The sequence below is a fragment of the uncultured Thiodictyon sp. genome (assembly GCA_903837595.1).
Taxonomy (GTDB): domain Bacteria; phylum Pseudomonadota; class Gammaproteobacteria; order Chromatiales; family Chromatiaceae; genus Thiodictyon.
In genome coordinates this window covers 68738-85934 of the sequence record CAILVI010000387.1, presented here as the reverse complement: position 1 = coordinate 85934, position 17197 = coordinate 68738, and the positions used below count along the sequence as shown (strand labels likewise).

The following is a 17197-nucleotide window of genomic DNA, read 5'->3' as shown; positions in this document are numbered from 1 at the left end:
GCAAACGGAGCGAAGCGGAGTGCCGGGCTGCGCAAACGGAGCGAAGCCGCGTTTCCAGTTGGCGACCCAGAATCCCTGCCGGAGATAGAAACGAACGGCGCCTTGCCACAACCAATCGGTGTCCAACCGGACCGCGCCGAACCCCAGGTGGCGCGCCATGCCCTCCAGGGTCGCGGTGATCAGGGTGCCGTAGCCGCCCCGGCGCTCCTCCCGGAACAGATAGAGGCCCGCAATCCAGAGGTTGCACTGGCCCCAACCAGGGTCCCGGATCGCCAGGGCCACGGTGCCCAGGGTGCGTCCGTCGATGGTCACCCAGTAGGGGTGATAGTCGCCGAGACTGGCCGGATCGCCGGGGCGCTCTTCGCGCGTCAGCCCGCGCCGCGCCCAGTCGGCGATGGCGTCGTCCGACAACGAGCGGGGGTCCGGCGGGTCATCGAACCGGTACTCCAGATAGGTGCATAGCTCACAGGCCCGCCACAAGCGGCGCTCCGATTCGCTCTGCGGGTCCACCGGCAAGAACAGGGAGACGTTGGCAAGAAAGGCGACCAGGGCGGAGACCGCGCGGTCGGTCGGGTCATCGTCATCGATTGTGGGGGGCGCATCGGGTCGATCCATTGGCTAGACCCTCCGCGGTTCGGTGCCGAATGGACGCCCTTGGCCTAGGCCCACAGCTCGGCCACCTGGATGCGCATTTCAGGCAGCAGTCCCGGGGCGATGAACTGCTCCCGATCCGGCAGCAGGACCTGGCGATAACCGTCCGGTCCCGGGTCCCGGTACAGCTCGATCCGGCGCCGCTTGAGGTCGATGAGCCAGGTCTCTGGAACCCGATGTCGGGCATATAGCGGGAGCTTGGTATTGCGGTCGTACCGCAACGAGGTGTCCGCAATCTCGACGACCAATAGGGTATCGGCCGGGGTGGGGTTGGTGCCTTCGTAGAAGTCGTCACGGGGACGCAGCAACATCAGGTCCGGCTCAGGCTCCGAGTGCTCCGGCAGCGTCAAGGGGTCCTGGACCGCGACGATGGCCAGGTCCTGGGCACGGCGGGAAAAGAGTTGGTTGAGGCGCTTGTTCTTACCGGCATGACCGGCATTGATGGGCGGCATGGCGCGCAGCTCCCCCTCGATCAGCTCGACGTGGTCGTCCTCGGCGAAGATGCCGGCCTCGATCATGCGGTGATAGGCATCGACCGTCAGGCGGTAGGCGACCGGTTCGGTAGGATGCGCGCGGTTTGGTTGGATGGCGTTCATCGGCGTTGGTCTGCCCACGGGAATTTGGAAGCCCGGCTCAGATTACTTCACTTCAGGGTTGAGCGTCATCCATAGCACGGTCGGGCGACGCAAGGCGGCCGGGATGAGACGCGGCATCAACTCGCGCGTCCCGGGGTTTGAGTCAGCAATTGCAAAGTTGGGCGGTCTCGCGCTCAGCGCATCTCGAACAGTTCCTGGTGGAAATCCCGCGGCGCGAGGCCCTGCTCGAGAAAATCCCGGCGCAGCGCCTGGCCGAATCGCGGCGGCCCGCAGAACCAGAGGCTGGCCGCCGCCCAGTCCGGCACCGCGGCACGGATGCGCTCGGCATCGAGCCGGCCATGCTTGCCGCTGACCAGCAGGTGGAGTCGGACACCGGCCGCCCGCGCATCGGCCTCCAGCTTGTCGATCGCGGCCGGCTCATGGACCGCGGTGGGATGGAACAGGTCGATCACCGTGGCCTGGGGCCTGTCTGCGAGTTGCCGCATCCGGGCGATGAAGGGCGTGATCCCGATGCCGGCACCGATCCAGACCTGCCGCGGCTTGCCGTCCTCGAAGTCGAAGCAGCCGTAGGGTCCCTCCACGGTCACGGGCATGCCGACCTTCAGTCGCCCACGCAGGCGGCTGGTGTGGTCGCCCAGCGCCTTGGTGATGAAAGTGATGCCCGGTGTGTCGGGGTTCCAGGCGGAGGCAATCGTGTAGGGGTGCGCGCCTTCGCGGGCGTCCGAGGTGACGAAGGCGAACTGACCGGCGGCGTGACCGGGCCAGCCGTGCGGCAAGGCGATCCGCGACTCGAGTACATCGATTGCCGGGTAGTGGGTCAGCGCCTCGATGGTGCCGGGTACACGGCGTCCGGCGCCGATGCGGCCAAAAAGCGCCAACACCGCGGCGATGCTGCCGGCCAGGAGCAGCAGGGCCAGCACCCAGCCGATGGGTTGCCGCCAGTAGTCGATCTTGGTCAGCACCAGGGCATGCCAGGCCAGCACCAGGTAGACCACCGGCATCAAGCGGTGCGTCTGGCGGAACAGGTGATACGGGAAGCGCTTGACCAGGGCCAGCACGAGCAGCAGGGCCGCCGCATAGAATGCCCATTCCCCGAGCGATTCGGCCAGTCCGCGCTGGCCGCTGAGCCAGCCCTCGACGCCCCCGAGTTGCGACGGATCGGGGCGCGGACCCCGCACCGGGCGCGTCAGCCAGCCCCAGCCGACCATCCACTTGGTGCCCAGCGCCCACCACCAGTGCAGCACGGCGGCCACCAGCGCCGTGATGCCCAGCCACTTGTGCAGCCGGTACATCTTGTCCAGCCCGGCAAGGCGCCGCTCGAGCCACTGCGGGCGCAGCGCCAACAGCAGCGCGACGCTCATCGCGACGGTCGCGATGATCCCGGTGTACTGGACGAACACGCTGCGGAAACTGAACCAGCCGAGCGGCTGAGGCAGCGGCGTGTCTGCCAGCGCCCAGAGTGCGGAGACGGCGACGAGCGTGACGATCAGGACGTTGCGGATGCGGTTCATGTGCGGTGGCGATCCAGGGTCGGGTGGGTCAGCGGGCCAGGGGGGCGCAGGCAGGGCAAGGGCGGATGCCCGCGGGGCGGTCCACCATGATACGTCGCCGGGTCATACTCCATGCCCCCCGTGTCGCAGATCGCACAATCCAGCCGTAATTGTGCGATAGCCGACAGGCGTCGGCCGGCGGCACGCAGGCACCCACCGCCCGGCCGATCGCTCAGAACGCGCCGAAGACGAGCCCCAGCCCGATGATGGTGGTCAGCGCCAGCAGGTTCCCGATCAGCATCACGATGGCCACATCGCGATAACTGCCGCGGTGGGTGGCGCCGCTGATCGCCAGCAGGGTCACCACGGCCCCGTTATGCGGCAGGCTGGAGAGCCCACCCGCGGCGATGGCGGCCACCCGGTGCATCAGTTCGGGCGCGATCCCCGCCTGCGCGGCCAGGTGCACGTAGGTCGGGCCCAGGGCCTGCAGACTGATCATCAGGCCGCCCACCGCGGAGCCGGTGATGCCGGCGATGGCGTTGGTGGCGACCGCCAGCGATACCAAAGGTCCCCCGCCCACCGCCAGAAAGGCCTTGCTGATCAAGGCAAAGGCCGGCAGCGCGGCGATCACGGCACCGAAGCCGACGACGCTGGCGGTATTGAGCGCCGGCAGCACCGAGGCGTTGGCACCGGCGTTAACGCTCTTGCGCAGCGCGGGCAGGCGTCGCCGATTGACCAGGATCAGCACCAGGATCGCGACCAGGAGCGCGCTCGCCACGGCCCAGATGCCGCCGACGGACGCCAACGAGGTCGCCCCCCAGCGCTTCTCGGCCAGGAATCCGGTCGCGAGCCGCGGCAACACCACCAGGCTCATCGTCAGATTGACGGCCACCACCACCAGCATCGGCAGAACCGCCAGCCAGAACGGGGGCAGGTGCGCGCTCTGGTGGCCGCGGGCGGACTCGGCCAGGTCGAAGGTGTCGGTCGTAGTCACCCGCTCGCGCGCCAATTGATCCCCGGCACCGACCGCGTGGCTCCCGTTCGGACCATAGCCCTCACCCCGGCGGCGCGCCCTGGCCGCGACCCGGCCCAACCGCCAGAGGCCGAAGCCCAGCATGATCGCGGCGGCGATCAGCCCCAAGCCGGGCGCGGCAAAGGGGGTGGTGCCGAAATAGGGCATCGGGATCGCGTTTTGGATCGACGGCGTGCCGGGCATCGCGGTCATGGTAAAGGTGAAGGCGCCCAGCGCCACCGTGGCCGGGATCAGGCGATGGGGAATATTCGCCTGGCGAAACAGGGCCACCGCCACCGGGACCACCACGAAGGCGACCACGAACAGGCTCACCCCGCCATAGGTCAGCAGGGCGCAGGCCAGCACGACGGCCAGGATGGTGCGGTCGCGCCCCAGCCGATCGGTCAGGGTGCGGGCGATAGCAAGCGCCGAGCCGCTGTCGTCCATCAGCTTGCCGAAGATCGCGCCGAGTAGGAAGATCGGAAAGAACTTGGCGACAAAGCCGGCGGCGCCCTCCATGAAGGTCTGGGTCCAGCTGGCGAGCAAGGGCGCACCGGAGAAGGCCGCGGCCAGCAAGGCCGCCGCGGGGCCCACCAGCAGGACGCTCCACCCCCGATAGGCGAGCCAGATCAGGAGCGCAAGCCCGGCCAGGATGCCGAGCAGTCCCCGGTACTCAGGCGGCATTGAACACCCCGCGTCCGGCCTGGGGGCCATGGGTGAGGGGGCGCACCGCGGGCCGGGCCGTGCCCGGACAATAGGGTGCTGCGGGTGCCGGCCGTGCGGTCGTACCCGATCGATCAAGAAACTGTATCACGCGTGAAAATCCCGTTCCGATGAACGGCCGGGGCGTTTGTCCCACAGCCGCGGCAAAGAACTGATATAAGCAAAAACTACGCCATGTGGGCCACACCGGAAAGGCCAGTCGTTCGATAGCGCTTGTACCTTGGGCGGCCCAGTCATGCCCCGCCTCAGCGTCCGTATTCAGCCGGAAGCCGCCACCGGCAGGACGATCTCGACCTGCAACCCGCCGCCGGGGCGGTTGCGGGCGCGAATGGTCCCGCCATGCGTCTCGATGGCCCGCCGGGCGATGGCGAGCCCCAGGCCAAAGCCGGCGGTCTTGGCCCTGGTTTCACTGCGGAAGAATGGTTCAAAGATGGCCTGCAACTCTCCTTCGGGAACGCCGGGGCCACGGTCTGAGACGGTCACCAACAGCCGGCTGTGGTCGGGCTGCCGGGTAATTTCCACCTCGACCGCGCTCCCTTCGCCCGTGAACTTGACCGCATTGCGGACCACGTTCTCCAGCGCGCGGTGCAGGAGCTCGACGTTCGCGTTGACCAGCGCCTCGCCCTCACCGACGAACCGGACCTCACGCCCGGACGCCTGCGCCTCGAACCGGGCATCGTCGGCCACCGCGCGCAGCAGTTCGACCAAGTCGACCGCCTCGTCCGCGGCCCGCGCCATCCCCGCCTGCATCCGTGACAGGGTCAGCAGCTCTCCGACCAGTTGATCGAGTCGCACCGCCTCGCGTTCGATGCGATCGAGCGTGTCATCGAGTTGCCCCGGGCGCTGCCGTGCCAGGCCGATGGCGGCCTCCAGGCGCGCCAAGGGCGACCGCAGCTCGTGGGAGACGTCGTGCAACAACCGTCGCTGCGAACTGACCAGGGCCTGTAACTGCCCGGCCATGCGGTCGAAATCGCGCCCGAGATCGGCGATTTCGTCGCGCCGCCGCCCCATCTGCGGGCCGATGCGCGTGTCGAGGCTACCCGCCGCCGCGGCGTCGAAGGCACCGCGCAGGTGGCGCATCGGGGTCGACAGATACCAGGCGAGCCAGGCGCTGAAGGCGAGGCTCGCCAGGATGCCGATGCCAATCGGAAGCGCGAGCGGCATGTGATGGAGCGGCTCATGGCCATCGGCAGGCAGGAAAAACAGATAGTCGTGGTCCGCCACCCGTTCCAGTCGGGCAATCCGCGGTTCCCGATCCGCTTGCGCCAGCGTGCGGGCCTGCGCCAGCAAGTCCAGGGGGACCGTCCGCCCCAGCAGTTCCTGCCCGGCCTCATCGACCACATAGACATGGGCGCCCGCCTGCAGGGCGCGCGATTCATCCAGGAAATCGCGCAACGCCGGACGGCCGCCATGCCGGAAGACGTTGGCGGCGGCCGACACCAGAAAGGCCGCGCGGCCCCCGCCCGCCAACTCCTGCCCGCTCGTCGCGAGCGCCTGCTGGTGGAGCCAGACGGCGGTGCCCACGCCCAGGCTGGCCACGAGCAGCGCCAGCCAGAAGGCGAGGAAGAATTTCCAGAACAGCCGCCCCATGCCCTTCATTCCCGCACCAACTGGTAACCCAGGCCGCGCACCGTCTGAATCGGCGAACGCCCCTCGCCGTCCAGTCCGAGCTTGTGCCGAATGCTGCTCAGGTGCACATCGATACCGCGGTCGTAACGGGCCAACGGGCGGCCCAGGGCTTGCTGCGAGAGCTCCTGCTTGCTCACCACCCGACCGGCATGACGCAGCAGCACCTCCAGCAGATTGAACTCGGTACTGGTGAGTTCGAGTGGCTCGCCCTGCCACTCCACGCCGCGGCGTTCCGGCCACAGCGTCAGTGCCCCCCCGGCCGTCAAGGGGCCTGACGAGGCACTGGCCGGCTCCGGCCCCTGGGTGCGCCGCAAGATGGCCCGGATGCGCGCCACCAGTTCACGTGGGGTGCAGGGTTTGGGCACATAGTCGTCGGCGCCCAGCTCCAGGCCGACGATGCGGTCCACGTCGTCGCCCCTGGCCGTGAGCATCAGGACCGGCAGCCGCCGGTCTTGTGCACGGATGCGGCGCAGCGCCTCGATTCCGTTGCACCCCGGCATCATCACGTCCAGCACCACGAGTGCATAGTCGCCGGAGAGGGCATGACGCACGCCGGTCTCCCCGTCCTGCACGGCCGTCGCGGTGAGGCCCTCGCGGTCGAGATATTCCTTCAACATCTCGCCCAGCTCGAGGTCGTCATCGACCAATAGAACCTGCGTCATCGCCGCCACCCGCTGCAGTTGCCATACAAGTCGACCATCATCGCGATCCGTGCTTGAAAACCAAGGGCTTTAACCTGTTCTTGCACATCTTTACCTGATTTTACACAAGACTAACCCGGATTAACGCGCCCCCCGGCTAAGGTAACAGCATCCCGCCACGATCGCGGGAGCCCCTGTTCAATTCTGCCGAGGACCCACACCATGTTTCCGAAACAACTCAAGCGCCCGCTCTTGATCGCTCACCGCTGGCTGGCCCTCGGGCTGGCCCCGGTCTTTCTGCTCATCCTGCTCTCCGGGGCCATCCTCGCATTCAAGCCGATCCTGGGCGCCGGCAGCGCCGCGCAGCAGTCCGCCCGACCCAGCGTCACCGCGGTCGCCGCGGCGCTCGACGCCATCGATCCGGCCGGCCGGGCCGCCGCGGTGAGTCTCTCGGCCGATGGCCGATCCATCAGCCTGAAGTCCAAAGACCCGGCCGTGGCGGGCACCTTCGAGGTCGCGACGCGGGCCGCCCCCGCCAGCCAGGACTTCGACCTGTTCGCCGTGGCGCTGAGTCTGCACAAGAATCTGCTGATCGGTGCGGGCCTGCTGGTGGAGATCGCCACCTATGCCCTGGTCGCCATCCTGGCCGCCGGACTCGTGTTTGGCCTGCCCAAATTGCGCAACACCCTCGGCGGCTGGCACCGTGGCATGGGCTGGTTCGCGTTGCCGCTGCTCGCGTTGCTGCCGGTGACCGGACTGCTGATGACGTTGCATGTGGGTAAGCCGGCGTTACCCGCACTCGCACCCGGTGAGCCGATCTCACTGGCGCAGGCGATCCAGGCCGTGCCGCTGCCCGCCGACGGCACCATCCTCATGGCACGGCGCTTTCAGGCAGGCGCTGCCATGGTCAAGACGACGTCATCCGCGGGCGAGCGGCTCCATGTGGTGCAGGCCAACGGCCAGGTCGCGCTCACCGGGGAGCCCGGCTGGGTGGACGAGGTGCACGAAGGCACCTGGGCCGGCGCCTGGTCGGGTGTGCTCAATCTGGTGTCCGCCCTGGCCCTGATGGGAGTCACGGTCACGGGGCTCTATTCCTGGCTGCGCCGCCGGTCGCAAGCACGTCGTAGCGGCCGCGTCGCGGCGCAACGGCGGCCCCAGGCGTGTCGGGTCGCATCGTCCAGAGATCCGAAACTCGCTTAAGTGTGGAGGGCGGGACACCGCAGGCGCGGTGTCGCAAGAAAATTCACTATACTGCCCGCGCCAATCCGCCTGGAGTTGAAGAATGACCGTAGACCACAGCACCAACCCGACCGATCTCACCCCTGATGCGGCTCCCGAGGGCGTCGCCGACTACGATCCGCGCCGGCCGGTCTTTTCGGTCCCCTACCGGCAGCTGGGCGATCGGTTCATCGGCCAGGAGACGGTGCTGGAAGAAGTGCGGCAACAGCTCAGCGCCAGGCGCCGGACCAACATCACCCAGCCGGCGGCATCCGACCTCTGCGGCCTGGGCAAGACCCAGACGGCCGTGGAGTACGCCTATCGCTATCGGGATCAGTATCCCAACGGCGTCATCTGGCTATCTGCCGATGGGGACCTAGAGGCCCAACTCGCGGACCTGGCGGTCAAGGCCGGCTGGATCGCGCCCGAGTCCGAACGCCGTTACGTCCTGGAGATCACCCGCCACCGGCTGCGCAGCGTCGCGGACTGCTTGATCGTCTTCGACAACGTGCAAGACCCGGCGGCGCTGCGCGACTACCTGCCCGAGCCGGCCACGACGACACAGATCCTGATTACCAGCCACACCGGGCAACCGCAGTTCACGGCGGTCGTCATCGATCGACTGGACCCGGCGGCAGCCCTGCGGCTACTGATCCAGACGGCCGGCCGCGCCCCGGATGGCGACGCGGAACTCACCGCCGCCCGCGAGATTGCCCGCACCCTGGACGGCCTGCCGCTGGCCTTGGAACTGGCCGGCGCCCAGCTGGCGCATGGCGCGATGCGGTTCCAGGACTCTCTCCAACGGCTACGCCAGGACAGCGGGCACGGGGCGGTTCTGGATTGCGTCCTGCGCATCGGGATGGAGGGCTGCGCCAAGCAGCCGCTCTTGCCGGCCGTCCTGGACGTGCTCGCCTGGAGTGCTCCGGCACCCATGGGTCGCGACCTGCTGGTCGCGATGGTGGGAGCCGCAGACGGCGCCGAACTCACCGCCGCGCTGGAGCTCGGCACGCAGCTCGCCATCCTCCGGCCGGTGCCGGGGACCGACCGTTATGCCCTGCACCGGCGGGTCGCGCAGTCCCGCCGCGAGCAGGCGCCGATCGCCGATCGGCCCGACTGGGCGGCGCAACAGTGCGCGCGGATCATTGCCTGGTTCAGCCCCCTGCTTGATGACCCGCAACAGCTGCCGCGCTTCGAGGCCGAGCTGGACCATCTGCGTGAATGGCATAAGCACGCCGTGCAATGTGCACCAACGCTTGCCACCCGGCTCAGCTGGCTTGGAATCTATGTGCCCTTGCAGCGCGGCCAGCCGGAGGAGGTCCGGCGGCTGCTTGAACAGGGACTGGCCGAACACAAACAGCACGGGTGTGATGACCAGGCACTGCTGGCCTGCCTGCACCATGACCTGGCCTTCGCGCTGGACGCGCTCGGGGAGTCGAAGCGCGCACAGCAAGAGGTGCAGCAGGCACTCACGCTGCGCCGTGGGCTCTATGGTGATGAGCATCCGGATACGGCCAGGTCGCTCGCCAATTGTGCCCACTACGCCGACATGCTCGGCGACCCGTTGCGCGCCCTGGAACTGACCGAGCAGTCGCTCGCCATCCGCCGCGCACTCCATGGCGAGCGGCATCCCGACACCGCCGTGTCGCTGAGCAACATCGCCACCTACACCTATAACCTCGGCAACCAGCAACACGCCCTGGACATGGCAAGCCAGGCGCTGGCCATCCACCGCGACCTCTACGGCGACAACCATCCAGCGACCGCCGCGTCGCTGGCGAGCGTCGCCTATTTCACTAATGCCCTGGGCGAGCCGCAGCGGGCACTGGAACTGGCCGGGGAGGCCCTGACCATCCACCGCAGCCTCTTCGGCGACCGGCACCCCGACACGGCAATCAGCCTCAACACCATGGCCACCTACTTGAGCGCGCAGGGCGAGCAGCAGCACGCCCTGGATCTGGCCCAACAGGGGCTTGCCATCTACCACGAACTGTTCGGCCTGCGACACCCCGCCACGGCCAGGGGTCTGCAAACCACCGCGGGCTATCTGTTGAAGCTCGGCAAGACCAACGAAGCCTATTCGCAGGCCCAGGCCGCCTACGACCTCTTCCGGCAACTCCTCGGCGCCAAGCACCCGCAGACCCTGAACGCGGCCCAACTCCTCAGCCGGATCAAACGTCCCGGGTTTCGTATCCCCTCGTTCAAGAAGGGCGGCACCGCCAAGAAGGCAAAGCCACGAAAATAGCCATCGGCGGCCTTAGGGACCAAGAGACACCAGGCTCAACGGCCTTTTTCACCAAGCACCTGAGCCTGGACCCCTCGCTTTTTAGCCTGCCAGGCGTATCCTAGGTACTCATTCACCAAGTGACGCAAGCAACCCATGAAGCGTATCGTTCTGTCAACTGTCCTATTTGCGCTGTTTTCCGCCATCGTTATCGCCGGGAACGATACGGGTAATTTCGATACAGCGTACCAAGGCTACGCGGAAAAAACGCATCACGCCGGACGCCTGGTCCTCGCAGCTAACTCGGACTTGTTCCGCGCGTGCACGGGAAAATGCGCCGCCCGGCAAAGGCAGTGCGCGGGCAATTGCATCCCGATCGAAGCGCAGTGCACCGAGTCGTGCATGTTGGGGGATATTCAATGCTTAGAGAATTGTGCCGCAATGCAAGAACACTGCACGATAAATTGCGAGACGCAACAGACTCTCTGTATGGCAAACTGCAACGGATAACCGCAGGGCGATCCGCCATCGCGCGCACACCTACGCTCATGCCGCCAGGATGACACTCAGGTCAGGGACGACGCACCGGATGGCGCCCGCAGCCAGGTCAGGCACAGCAGCGCCCCAGTTCCCCACAGCGGCGCCGCCAACGGCAGGATGAGGTGCGCGGAGAAGGAGCCGACGCGGCGCGAACTCCTTCGGCAAGCCGAGCCTCACGAGTAGATCGCCGAGAAAGATCGCGTAAACCGCCCAGGTCAGCAGAAACAGAAATTGCACCAGCCCCAGATAGCTGAGCAGGAGACGGCCGGCGGTTGGTGCAATCATGAGTGGCTCCGTCGTGGTGGATACCCATAACCACGGTGCAGGATCGCCAACCTTGCTTGGTTTCACGGACGTGGTAGCGCATGGCGGTGCAAGCAAGCGACCCCGTGGCGGCTGATCCCAAATTGCTGTGGTTTGCGCGCGATGCCGACGACATCATATTCGCTGTAGAGTCACCAGCACGACCACAGCAGCAGAGCCTATTCCATGAAAACCGCCGTTCTTATCTCCCTACTCCTGTTCTCCGCACTCCTCGCCGCTGCCACGCTGCAGGTCGGTTCCCCCCTGCCCGTCCTGACCCTGAAGGACCAGCATGATGCACCTCAGACCGTCACACCCGGCACACACTACCTGATCTTCGCCGCCGAACGCACGCCCTCGGCAGTGGTCGAGACCGCACTCGACGGCCAGACCGCACAGACACTCGACGCCGCAAAGGTACGCTACGTCGCCGACATCAGCGGGATGCCGGGGCTGGTGGCCGCGGCCTTCGCGCTGCCAAAGATGCGTAAACGGCCATACCCGATGTTGCTGGGGCGAACCGCTGCTGAGACGGCCATGCTGCCACGCGCCCCGGGCAAGGTGACCCTGATGGAGTCGGTGGACGGGACCATCACGTCCGTCCGCTTCATCGGCGACGCCGTCACGCTGCGCACCGCGCTGGGATTCGTGTACTAGGGTCCATCGCCTGCGGGCGCGATCCGCGCGGCCGATTGGTGGTCATCGGGCAGGCCTGCCACCGCAGACCCGTTGCTCCGGGTGATCAGGCGGTGGTCGTCGGCGGGCGTGGGGCTCAGTTGACCGTGTAGCGCTCCAGCCAATGGGCGTAAGGCGCCGGCAGTACCCAGGCCGGACGTTCGATCCCGAGCTGACGGGCAGCATAGTAGGACCAATGAGGATTGGCCAGGTGCGCACGACCCACCATCACCAGATCGAGTTGGCCATCCGTGACCACGCGCTCGGCAAGTTCCGGCGTATCGATGCCCCAGGCCGACGCCACCGGAAGGTCCGCCTGGCGACGCACGCGCTCCGCAATCGGCGCCAGGAATGCGGGCGCCCAGGGGATAGTAGCCGCCGGGGTGGAGAAGCCGACGCTGACGCTCAGCATGTCCAGCCCTTCACGTTTGAAATTGCGCGCCAGTTCGATGGACTCGGCGAGTGTCTCATCATCGCGTCCGTCATACTCGATGACACCAAAGCGGGCCGTCAGTGGCAGGTGCCCGGGCCACACCTGACGCACCGCCGCCAGCGTCTCCAGCAGGAAGCGACTGCGATTCTCGAGGCTCCCGCCATACGCATCCGCACGATGATTGGAATGCGGCGAGAAAAAGCTCTGACCGAGATAGCCATGGGCAAAGTGCAGCTCCAGCCATTCGAAGCCGACCTCCCGCGCACGGGCGGCAGCCGCAACGAAGTCCTGGCGTACCCGTGCGATATCCCCGAGCGTCATCGCCTGCGGCACCTTGGGCAGATTGGCGCCGAAGGCGATCGCCGAGGGGGCAATGGTCGGCCAGCCGCGCGGGTCCTCGGCGGCGATATGGTCGTCACCTTCCCATGGCCGATTGGCGCTCGCCTTGCGCCCGGCATGGGCGATCTGGATACCCGGCACCGCACCCGCTGCCTTGATCGACGCGACCACCGGGGCGAAGGCCTGCGCCAGCGCGTCGCTCCAGATCCCGGCGCAGCCCGGGGTGATCCGGCCTTCCGGAGACACCGCCGTGGCCTCAGTGATGACCAGCCCGGCGCCACCGCGCGCGAGCCCCGCCAGATGAACACGGTGCCACTCGTTGATCAGCCCGTCGACCGCCATATACTGACACATCGGCGGAATGGCGATGCGGTTGCGTAAGGTCACGCCCTTGAGGGTGAAGGGGTTGAATAATGCGGACATCGGGCAGCTCCGTTGACGATTCGGGTTCGCGCAACCCTATACTATCAGGTGACCGGCGCGCCGCGTAGCGACGACCGCCCAAGGCCGCCAGCGGAAGCGATGGTGTTTTAGTCACTACGGGTGTTTTGGTGCGCAGCCAGGCCTTGATTATCGTTTCGGCCAGTGGCGGTCCGCATGCCACCGGAGGTCGAGGCTTACCGTGAAAGATTGGGGCGCTGCGGACGAAGCTCCGCCCTGGCCCTTGGACGGCCCGGAAAAAACTGCGGCCCTGGCCGGCTGTTCAGGCGGCGAGGTAGCCGTGCTTCGTGAGCATCTTGATCCAGCGTGGGGCGTTACGGGCCACGCTCATGGCTTCATAATCGACCGTGGCATCCCGGTAATAATCGCCACGGGGGATGATAATGAAGACCAACTTTGACAACTTGTGAGCCAGCGCGAATATCGCGCGTTTGCGTCCGCGACGCACGAGCAGCGCCTTGAACTTCTCCGCGAGGCCGCAACGGGTCCGGCTGGCGGCCTGGGCCGCTTCGCATAACAGCCGGCGCACGTAGGGATTGCCTTTGCGCTGTTTGCCATTCTGGCGCTTGCCCGCCGACTCATGATTGGCCGGACAGACCCCCGCCCACGAGGCCAGCCTCTCCGCCGTCCCAAACGCCTGCATGTCATCGCCGATTTCCACCAGCAGCAGGGCCGCCCCCAATTCATCCAGTCCGGGGATGGTCTGTAAGGCGTTCAACAACCCCTGTTGTGGCGCCAGCCCGGCCAACAGTTTGGCACGAAAGCAGGCAATGCGCCGTTCCAAATCATCCACGTGATCCATCACTTGGGCGAGGACGAAGCGATGGGACTCGCTGAGATCCCCGTCCAAGGCATCGAGCAATTCTTGCTCCGTCGCCTTCAGACGCTGGCTGGCATGGTGCAAGACCTGTGACGGGGTGTCGCCCGCCACCAGCGCCGTGATCATGGCCCACGCCGCTTTCCCATGCAGATCGCTGACGACCACACTCAAGCGGATACCGCCATCCGTCAACACTTTGTGCAGACGGTTCTTCTCCCCTGCGAGGATGCCGGTGAGCGTCTGCATCTGGCGGGCGATCAGGCGCAGTTCACGTAAGTTGGCCGGAGGCACAAAGCCACCGTGCAGCCATCCGCTGCGAGCGAGAATCGCCAGCCATTGGGCATCGGCCAGGTCCGTCTTACGTCCTGGGACCTGCTTGACGTGCCGGGCGTTCACCACCAGTGCGCGAATCCCCACCTGCTCCAGTGCGGCATACGGACTCTTCCAGTAAATTCCCGTGCTTTCCATCACCACCACGTCCGGCTTGAAGGAGGCCACCCACTGCGCCATCGCGCGACGGTCACGCTTGAAACCACCAAATTCCCGCAGCTCGGCCACCACCTGGCCGGTCGCATCCTCAGATAGCACACACGGTGATCTTGGCTTGGTGGACATCCAGCGCGGCGGCGCAACGGAAAATCGGTGACAGGTCCATGATGGCCCCCTGGGTGTAATGGTTGACACAGGAGACGACGAATGCCAACACTGAGTTCACCTCAGGCGCAGGGCGCCTGGGTCGGTTTACCGTGCGGTCTACAACGAGCCATTCCGGGGTACGAAGCAGTGCTGGCTGGTCACGTTACCGATCGGGATCAAATCGCCAAAAGCTTGATCGACCTTTCTCCGTCGTCTCCCGTGCAGTATCTTTCATGTTCCGGGGTGTCGGGAACCCCCTTCATGGCCGTTACCGTGAAAGTCGCGCCGGGAGCGCGCTCCAATTCTCCCTCCCCTATTGGGGGAGGGCGGGGTGGGGGGAACGGCCAAGGCGCCCGCAACTTTCATCTTGCGGGGTGGCGCGGGCACCATGGCCGTTAGCCGGTGGCAGCCCCTGACATATCAAAGAGAAGTCCGTGGTGCCTGTGCACCGGGCCGGCTAAAGCCTCGACCTCCAATGGCCGGAACGACGACCAAGGCCCGCAGCCAGATACCAGCAATCTCACGCCAATGCCCGCGCATGGTAAGCCAGATGCTCGCCGATGAAGGTCGCGATGAAGTGATAGCTGTCGTCGTAGTCGGGCTGCATCCGCAGGGTCAGTGGAAAGCCCCGGGCCGAGCAGGCACGCGCCAGGGCCTCGGGTTTGAGCTGGCCGGCGGCGAGGAACTCATCGCCGGTCCCCTGGTCGATCAGCAAGGAGATCGGTTCGGCACCCGCACGGATCAATTCGGTCGCATCCCAGGCGCGCCATAGCGCCTCGTCATCGCCCAGATAGGCACTGAAACAGCCCCGACCCCAGCCGCAATCGACCGGGTGGCAGACCGGCGCAAAGGCCGATACCGAGTGGTAGACGCCCGGGAGCTTGAGCGCGCTGATCAAGGCGCCGTGGCCGCCCATGGAATGACCCATGATGGAGCGGCGCCCCGGAATCAGCGGCAATTCGCGCTCCAACAGGGCCGGCAGTTCCAGGTTCACATAGTCGAACATCCGATAGTGCGCGGCCCAGGGCGCCTGGGTGGCGTTCACGTAGAAACCGGCGCCCTGACCCAGGTCGTAACGCTCCGGCGCGTCGGCCACGTCCAACCCCCTGGGGCTCGTGTCCGGCATCACCAGCGCGAGACCCAACTCGGCCGCATAGCGCTGGGCGCCAGCCTTGACGCGCACGTTGTCGTCGGTGCAGGTCAGGCCGGAGAGGAAATACACGGCGGGTACAGGGCCAGCCTCCGCCTGCGGCGGCAGATAGACCGAAAAGGTCATCGGGCACCGGCAACGCTCTGAGTCGTGGGTATAGCGGTTGAGCCAGCCGCCGAATTCGCGGATCTGTTCGATCTGTTGCATTGGGCGCGTGCTCAAAACAGGATGACGGAGCGGATGCTCTCGCCGCTGTGCATCAGATCGAAGGCGCGGTTGATGTCCTCCAGCGGCATGGTGTGGGTCACCATGCGGTCCACCTCGATCTCGCCGGCCAGGTAGCGATCGACATAGCCCGGCAGTTGGCTGCGGCCCTTCACGCCGCCGAAGGCGGTGCCCTTCCAGGTGCGGCCGGTGACCAACTGGAATGGCCGGGTGCGGATCTCCTGCCCAGCGCCGGCCACGCCGATGATGGTCGACACCCCCCAGCCCATGTGGCAACACTCCAGGGCCTCGCGCATCACGTCCACGTTGCCGATGCACTCAAACGAATAGTCCACGCCGCCGTTGGTCATCTCCACAATGGCCTCCGTGACGCTGCCGGTGAGCTCCCTCGGATTGAGTGTATCGGTCGCACCGAGTAGGCGGGCCATCTCGAACTTGGCGGGATTGACATCAATGACGATGATCCGCCCGGCCTTGGCCATCACCGCGCCTTGCACAACCGACAGGCCGATGCCGCCCAGGCCGAACACGGCCACCGTCGCGCCGGCCTCGACCTTGGCGGTGTTCAACACCGCGCCGATGCCGGTGGTGATGCCGCAGCCGAGCAGGCAGACCTTGTCCAGCGGCGCCGCCGGGTTGATCTTGGCCAGCGCGATCTCGGGCACCACCGTGTATTCGGAGAAGGTCGAGCAGCCCATGTAATGGAAGATCGGCTTGCCGTTTTGGGAAAAGCGCCGGGTCCCGTCCGGCATGTAGCCGGTCCAGACGGTGGCGGCGATCGACTGGCACAGGTTGGTCTTGGTGGAGTGGCAATAGGCGCACTCGCCGCACTCCGGGATATAGAGCGGGATCACATGGTCGCCGGGCTTGAGGCCCGTCACCCCGGGTCCGCACTCCAGCACCTCGCAGCCACCCTCGTGGCCCAGCACGCACGGAAAGGCGCCCTCCGGGTCGGCCCCGGACAGGGTGAAGGCGTCGGTATGGCAGACCCCGGAGGCGACGACCTTGAGCAGGACCTCGCCCGCCTTGGGACCCTCGACGTCGATCTCCTCGATGGACAGGGGGCGCGCGGGCTCCCAGGCAACGGCGGCTCTGGCTTTCATGGTCATCTCCGGTGGGGGCTGGATGGTGCCGGCTGCGAGCCGGCGAGGCACGTAGCAGAGGGCGAAGAGTACAGCACCGCGCCCTCGCGATGGCATGCCGCGACTGGGGTTTGGGAGAGGATCGGCTACCACCAGCAGTCAAGGGCCTCGGGGCGATCCGCCATTGCGAGGGCATCGACCCAGCGCAACCGCCTTCGGCCTTGCGCCCTAAGGGCTCCTTGGCGCAGCGCCGCGATAGCACCAGTGCGTGCCTCGCCCGGACATCCATTGATTCTTCCCATGCGAGCGATCCCACGATGAAGATCCCGCCCCTGACAGCCGCCGCCTATGCCTTGCTTGGGGCCGCCGGGT

Annotated in this window: 13 protein-coding genes and 1 pseudogene; 3 read left to right on the top strand and 11 right to left on the bottom strand. The window is 66.6% G+C overall.

Features of this window, described 5'->3' with window-relative positions:
• The 6 genes from QZY44_RS23200 to QZY44_RS23175 all read right to left on the bottom strand — a co-directional run.
• On the bottom strand, positions 1-615 hold a 615-nt coding region (locus tag QZY44_RS23200), incomplete at its 3' end, for a GNAT family N-acetyltransferase (protein ID WP_295453369.1).
• A gap of 44 nt (positions 616-659) precedes the next feature.
• Entirely contained in the window at positions 660-1247 is a 588-nt protein-coding gene (locus QZY44_RS23195) for a Uma2 family endonuclease (RefSeq protein ID WP_295453365.1), read from the bottom strand.
• A gap of 173 nt (positions 1248-1420) precedes the next feature.
• Positions 1421-2758 carry a ferric reductase-like transmembrane domain-containing protein gene (locus QZY44_RS23190; protein ID WP_295453360.1) on the bottom strand — a complete coding sequence of 446 codons (1338 nt, stop codon included), beginning with the start codon at positions 2756-2758 and terminating at the stop codon, positions 1421-1423.
• A 211-nt stretch (positions 2759-2969) separates the two neighbouring features.
• A complete protein-coding gene (locus QZY44_RS23185; RefSeq protein ID WP_295453357.1) occupies positions 2970-4433 on the bottom strand; it encodes a GntP family permease in 1464 nt (487 codons plus the stop codon).
• Between the two features lie 297 nt (positions 4434-4730).
• A complete protein-coding gene (locus QZY44_RS23180; protein ID WP_295453354.1) occupies positions 4731-6062 on the bottom strand; it encodes an ATP-binding protein in 1332 nt (443 codons plus the stop codon).
• A gap of 5 nt (positions 6063-6067) precedes the next feature.
• Positions 6068-6763 carry a response regulator transcription factor gene (locus QZY44_RS23175; protein WP_295453351.1) on the bottom strand — a complete coding sequence of 232 codons (696 nt, stop codon included), beginning with the start codon at positions 6761-6763 and terminating at the stop codon, positions 6068-6070.
• Positions 6764-6964: 201 nt separating this feature from the next.
• On the opposite strand from QZY44_RS23175, the gene QZY44_RS23170 reads away from it, so the two are divergent.
• Both QZY44_RS23170 and QZY44_RS23165 read left to right on the top strand, forming a co-directional pair.
• A complete protein-coding gene (locus tag QZY44_RS23170; protein WP_295453348.1) occupies positions 6965-7942 on the top strand; it encodes a PepSY-associated TM helix domain-containing protein in 978 nt (325 codons plus the stop codon).
• Positions 7943-8024: 82 nt separating this feature from the next.
• A complete protein-coding gene (locus QZY44_RS23165) occupies positions 8025-10202 on the top strand; it encodes a tetratricopeptide repeat protein (protein WP_295453345.1) in 2178 nt (725 codons plus the stop codon).
• A 525-nt stretch (positions 10203-10727) separates the two neighbouring features.
• Here the strand turns inward: QZY44_RS23165 and QZY44_RS23160 are convergent.
• On the bottom strand, positions 10728-11006 hold the full coding sequence (locus QZY44_RS23160) for a hypothetical protein (protein ID WP_295453342.1): 279 nt from the start codon (positions 11004-11006) through the stop codon (positions 10728-10730).
• Positions 11007-11210: 204 nt separating this feature from the next.
• On the opposite strand from QZY44_RS23160, the gene QZY44_RS23155 reads away from it, so the two are divergent.
• Positions 11211-11681 (top strand): hypothetical protein, encoded by a 471-nt coding sequence (locus QZY44_RS23155; RefSeq protein WP_295453339.1) that lies wholly within the window; start codon positions 11211-11213, stop codon positions 11679-11681.
• Positions 11682-11796: 115 nt separating this feature from the next.
• Here QZY44_RS23155 and QZY44_RS23150 read toward each other — a convergent pair whose 3' ends face one another.
• The 4 genes and pseudogenes from QZY44_RS23150 to QZY44_RS23135 all read right to left on the bottom strand — a co-directional run bounded on the left by QZY44_RS23150 (position 11797) and on the right by QZY44_RS23135 (position 16846).
• On the bottom strand, positions 11797-12894 hold the full coding sequence (locus QZY44_RS23150; RefSeq protein ID WP_295453336.1) for an NADH:flavin oxidoreductase/NADH oxidase: 1098 nt from the start codon (positions 12892-12894) through the stop codon (positions 11797-11799).
• Between the two features lie 280 nt (positions 12895-13174).
• Positions 13175-14387: pseudogene (locus tag QZY44_RS23145) on the bottom strand (IS110 family transposase).
• A 501-nt stretch (positions 14388-14888) separates the two neighbouring features.
• Entirely contained in the window at positions 14889-15725 is an 837-nt protein-coding gene (fghA, locus tag QZY44_RS23140) for an S-formylglutathione hydrolase (RefSeq protein WP_295453333.1), read from the bottom strand.
• A gap of 11 nt (positions 15726-15736) precedes the next feature.
• A complete protein-coding gene (locus QZY44_RS23135) occupies positions 15737-16846 on the bottom strand; it encodes an S-(hydroxymethyl)glutathione dehydrogenase/class III alcohol dehydrogenase (protein ID WP_295453330.1) in 1110 nt (369 codons plus the stop codon).
• Positions 16847-17197 lie beyond the last annotated feature (351 nt).

Coding starts and splice junctions, on each gene's coding strand:
- QZY44_RS23195 (WP_295453365.1), bottom strand. CDS start 1,247: ATGAACGCCATCCAACCAAACCGCGCGCATCCTACCGAACCGGTCGCC.
- QZY44_RS23190 (WP_295453360.1), bottom strand. CDS start 2,758: ATGAACCGCATCCGCAACGTCCTGATCGTCACGCTCGTCGCCGTCTCC.
- QZY44_RS23185 (WP_295453357.1), bottom strand. CDS start 4,433: ATGCCGCCTGAGTACCGGGGACTGCTCGGCATCCTGGCCGGGCTTGCG.
- QZY44_RS23180 (WP_295453354.1), bottom strand. CDS start 6,062: ATGGGGCGGCTGTTCTGGAAATTCTTCCTCGCCTTCTGGCTGGCGCTG.
- QZY44_RS23175 (WP_295453351.1), bottom strand. CDS start 6,763: ATGACGCAGGTTCTATTGGTCGATGACGACCTCGAGCTGGGCGAGATG.
- QZY44_RS23170 (WP_295453348.1), top strand. CDS start 6,965: ATGTTTCCGAAACAACTCAAGCGCCCGCTCTTGATCGCTCACCGCTGG.
- QZY44_RS23165 (WP_295453345.1), top strand. CDS start 8,025: ATGACCGTAGACCACAGCACCAACCCGACCGATCTCACCCCTGATGCG.
- QZY44_RS23160 (WP_295453342.1), bottom strand. CDS start 11,006: ATGATTGCACCAACCGCCGGCCGTCTCCTGCTCAGCTATCTGGGGCTG.
- QZY44_RS23155 (WP_295453339.1), top strand. CDS start 11,211: ATGAAAACCGCCGTTCTTATCTCCCTACTCCTGTTCTCCGCACTCCTC.
- QZY44_RS23150 (WP_295453336.1), bottom strand. CDS start 12,894: ATGTCCGCATTATTCAACCCCTTCACCCTCAAGGGCGTGACCTTACGC.
- fghA (WP_295453333.1), bottom strand. CDS start 15,725: ATGCAACAGATCGAACAGATCCGCGAATTCGGCGGCTGGCTCAACCGC.
- QZY44_RS23135 (WP_295453330.1), bottom strand. CDS start 16,846: ATGAAAGCCAGAGCCGCCGTTGCCTGGGAGCCCGCGCGCCCCCTGTCC.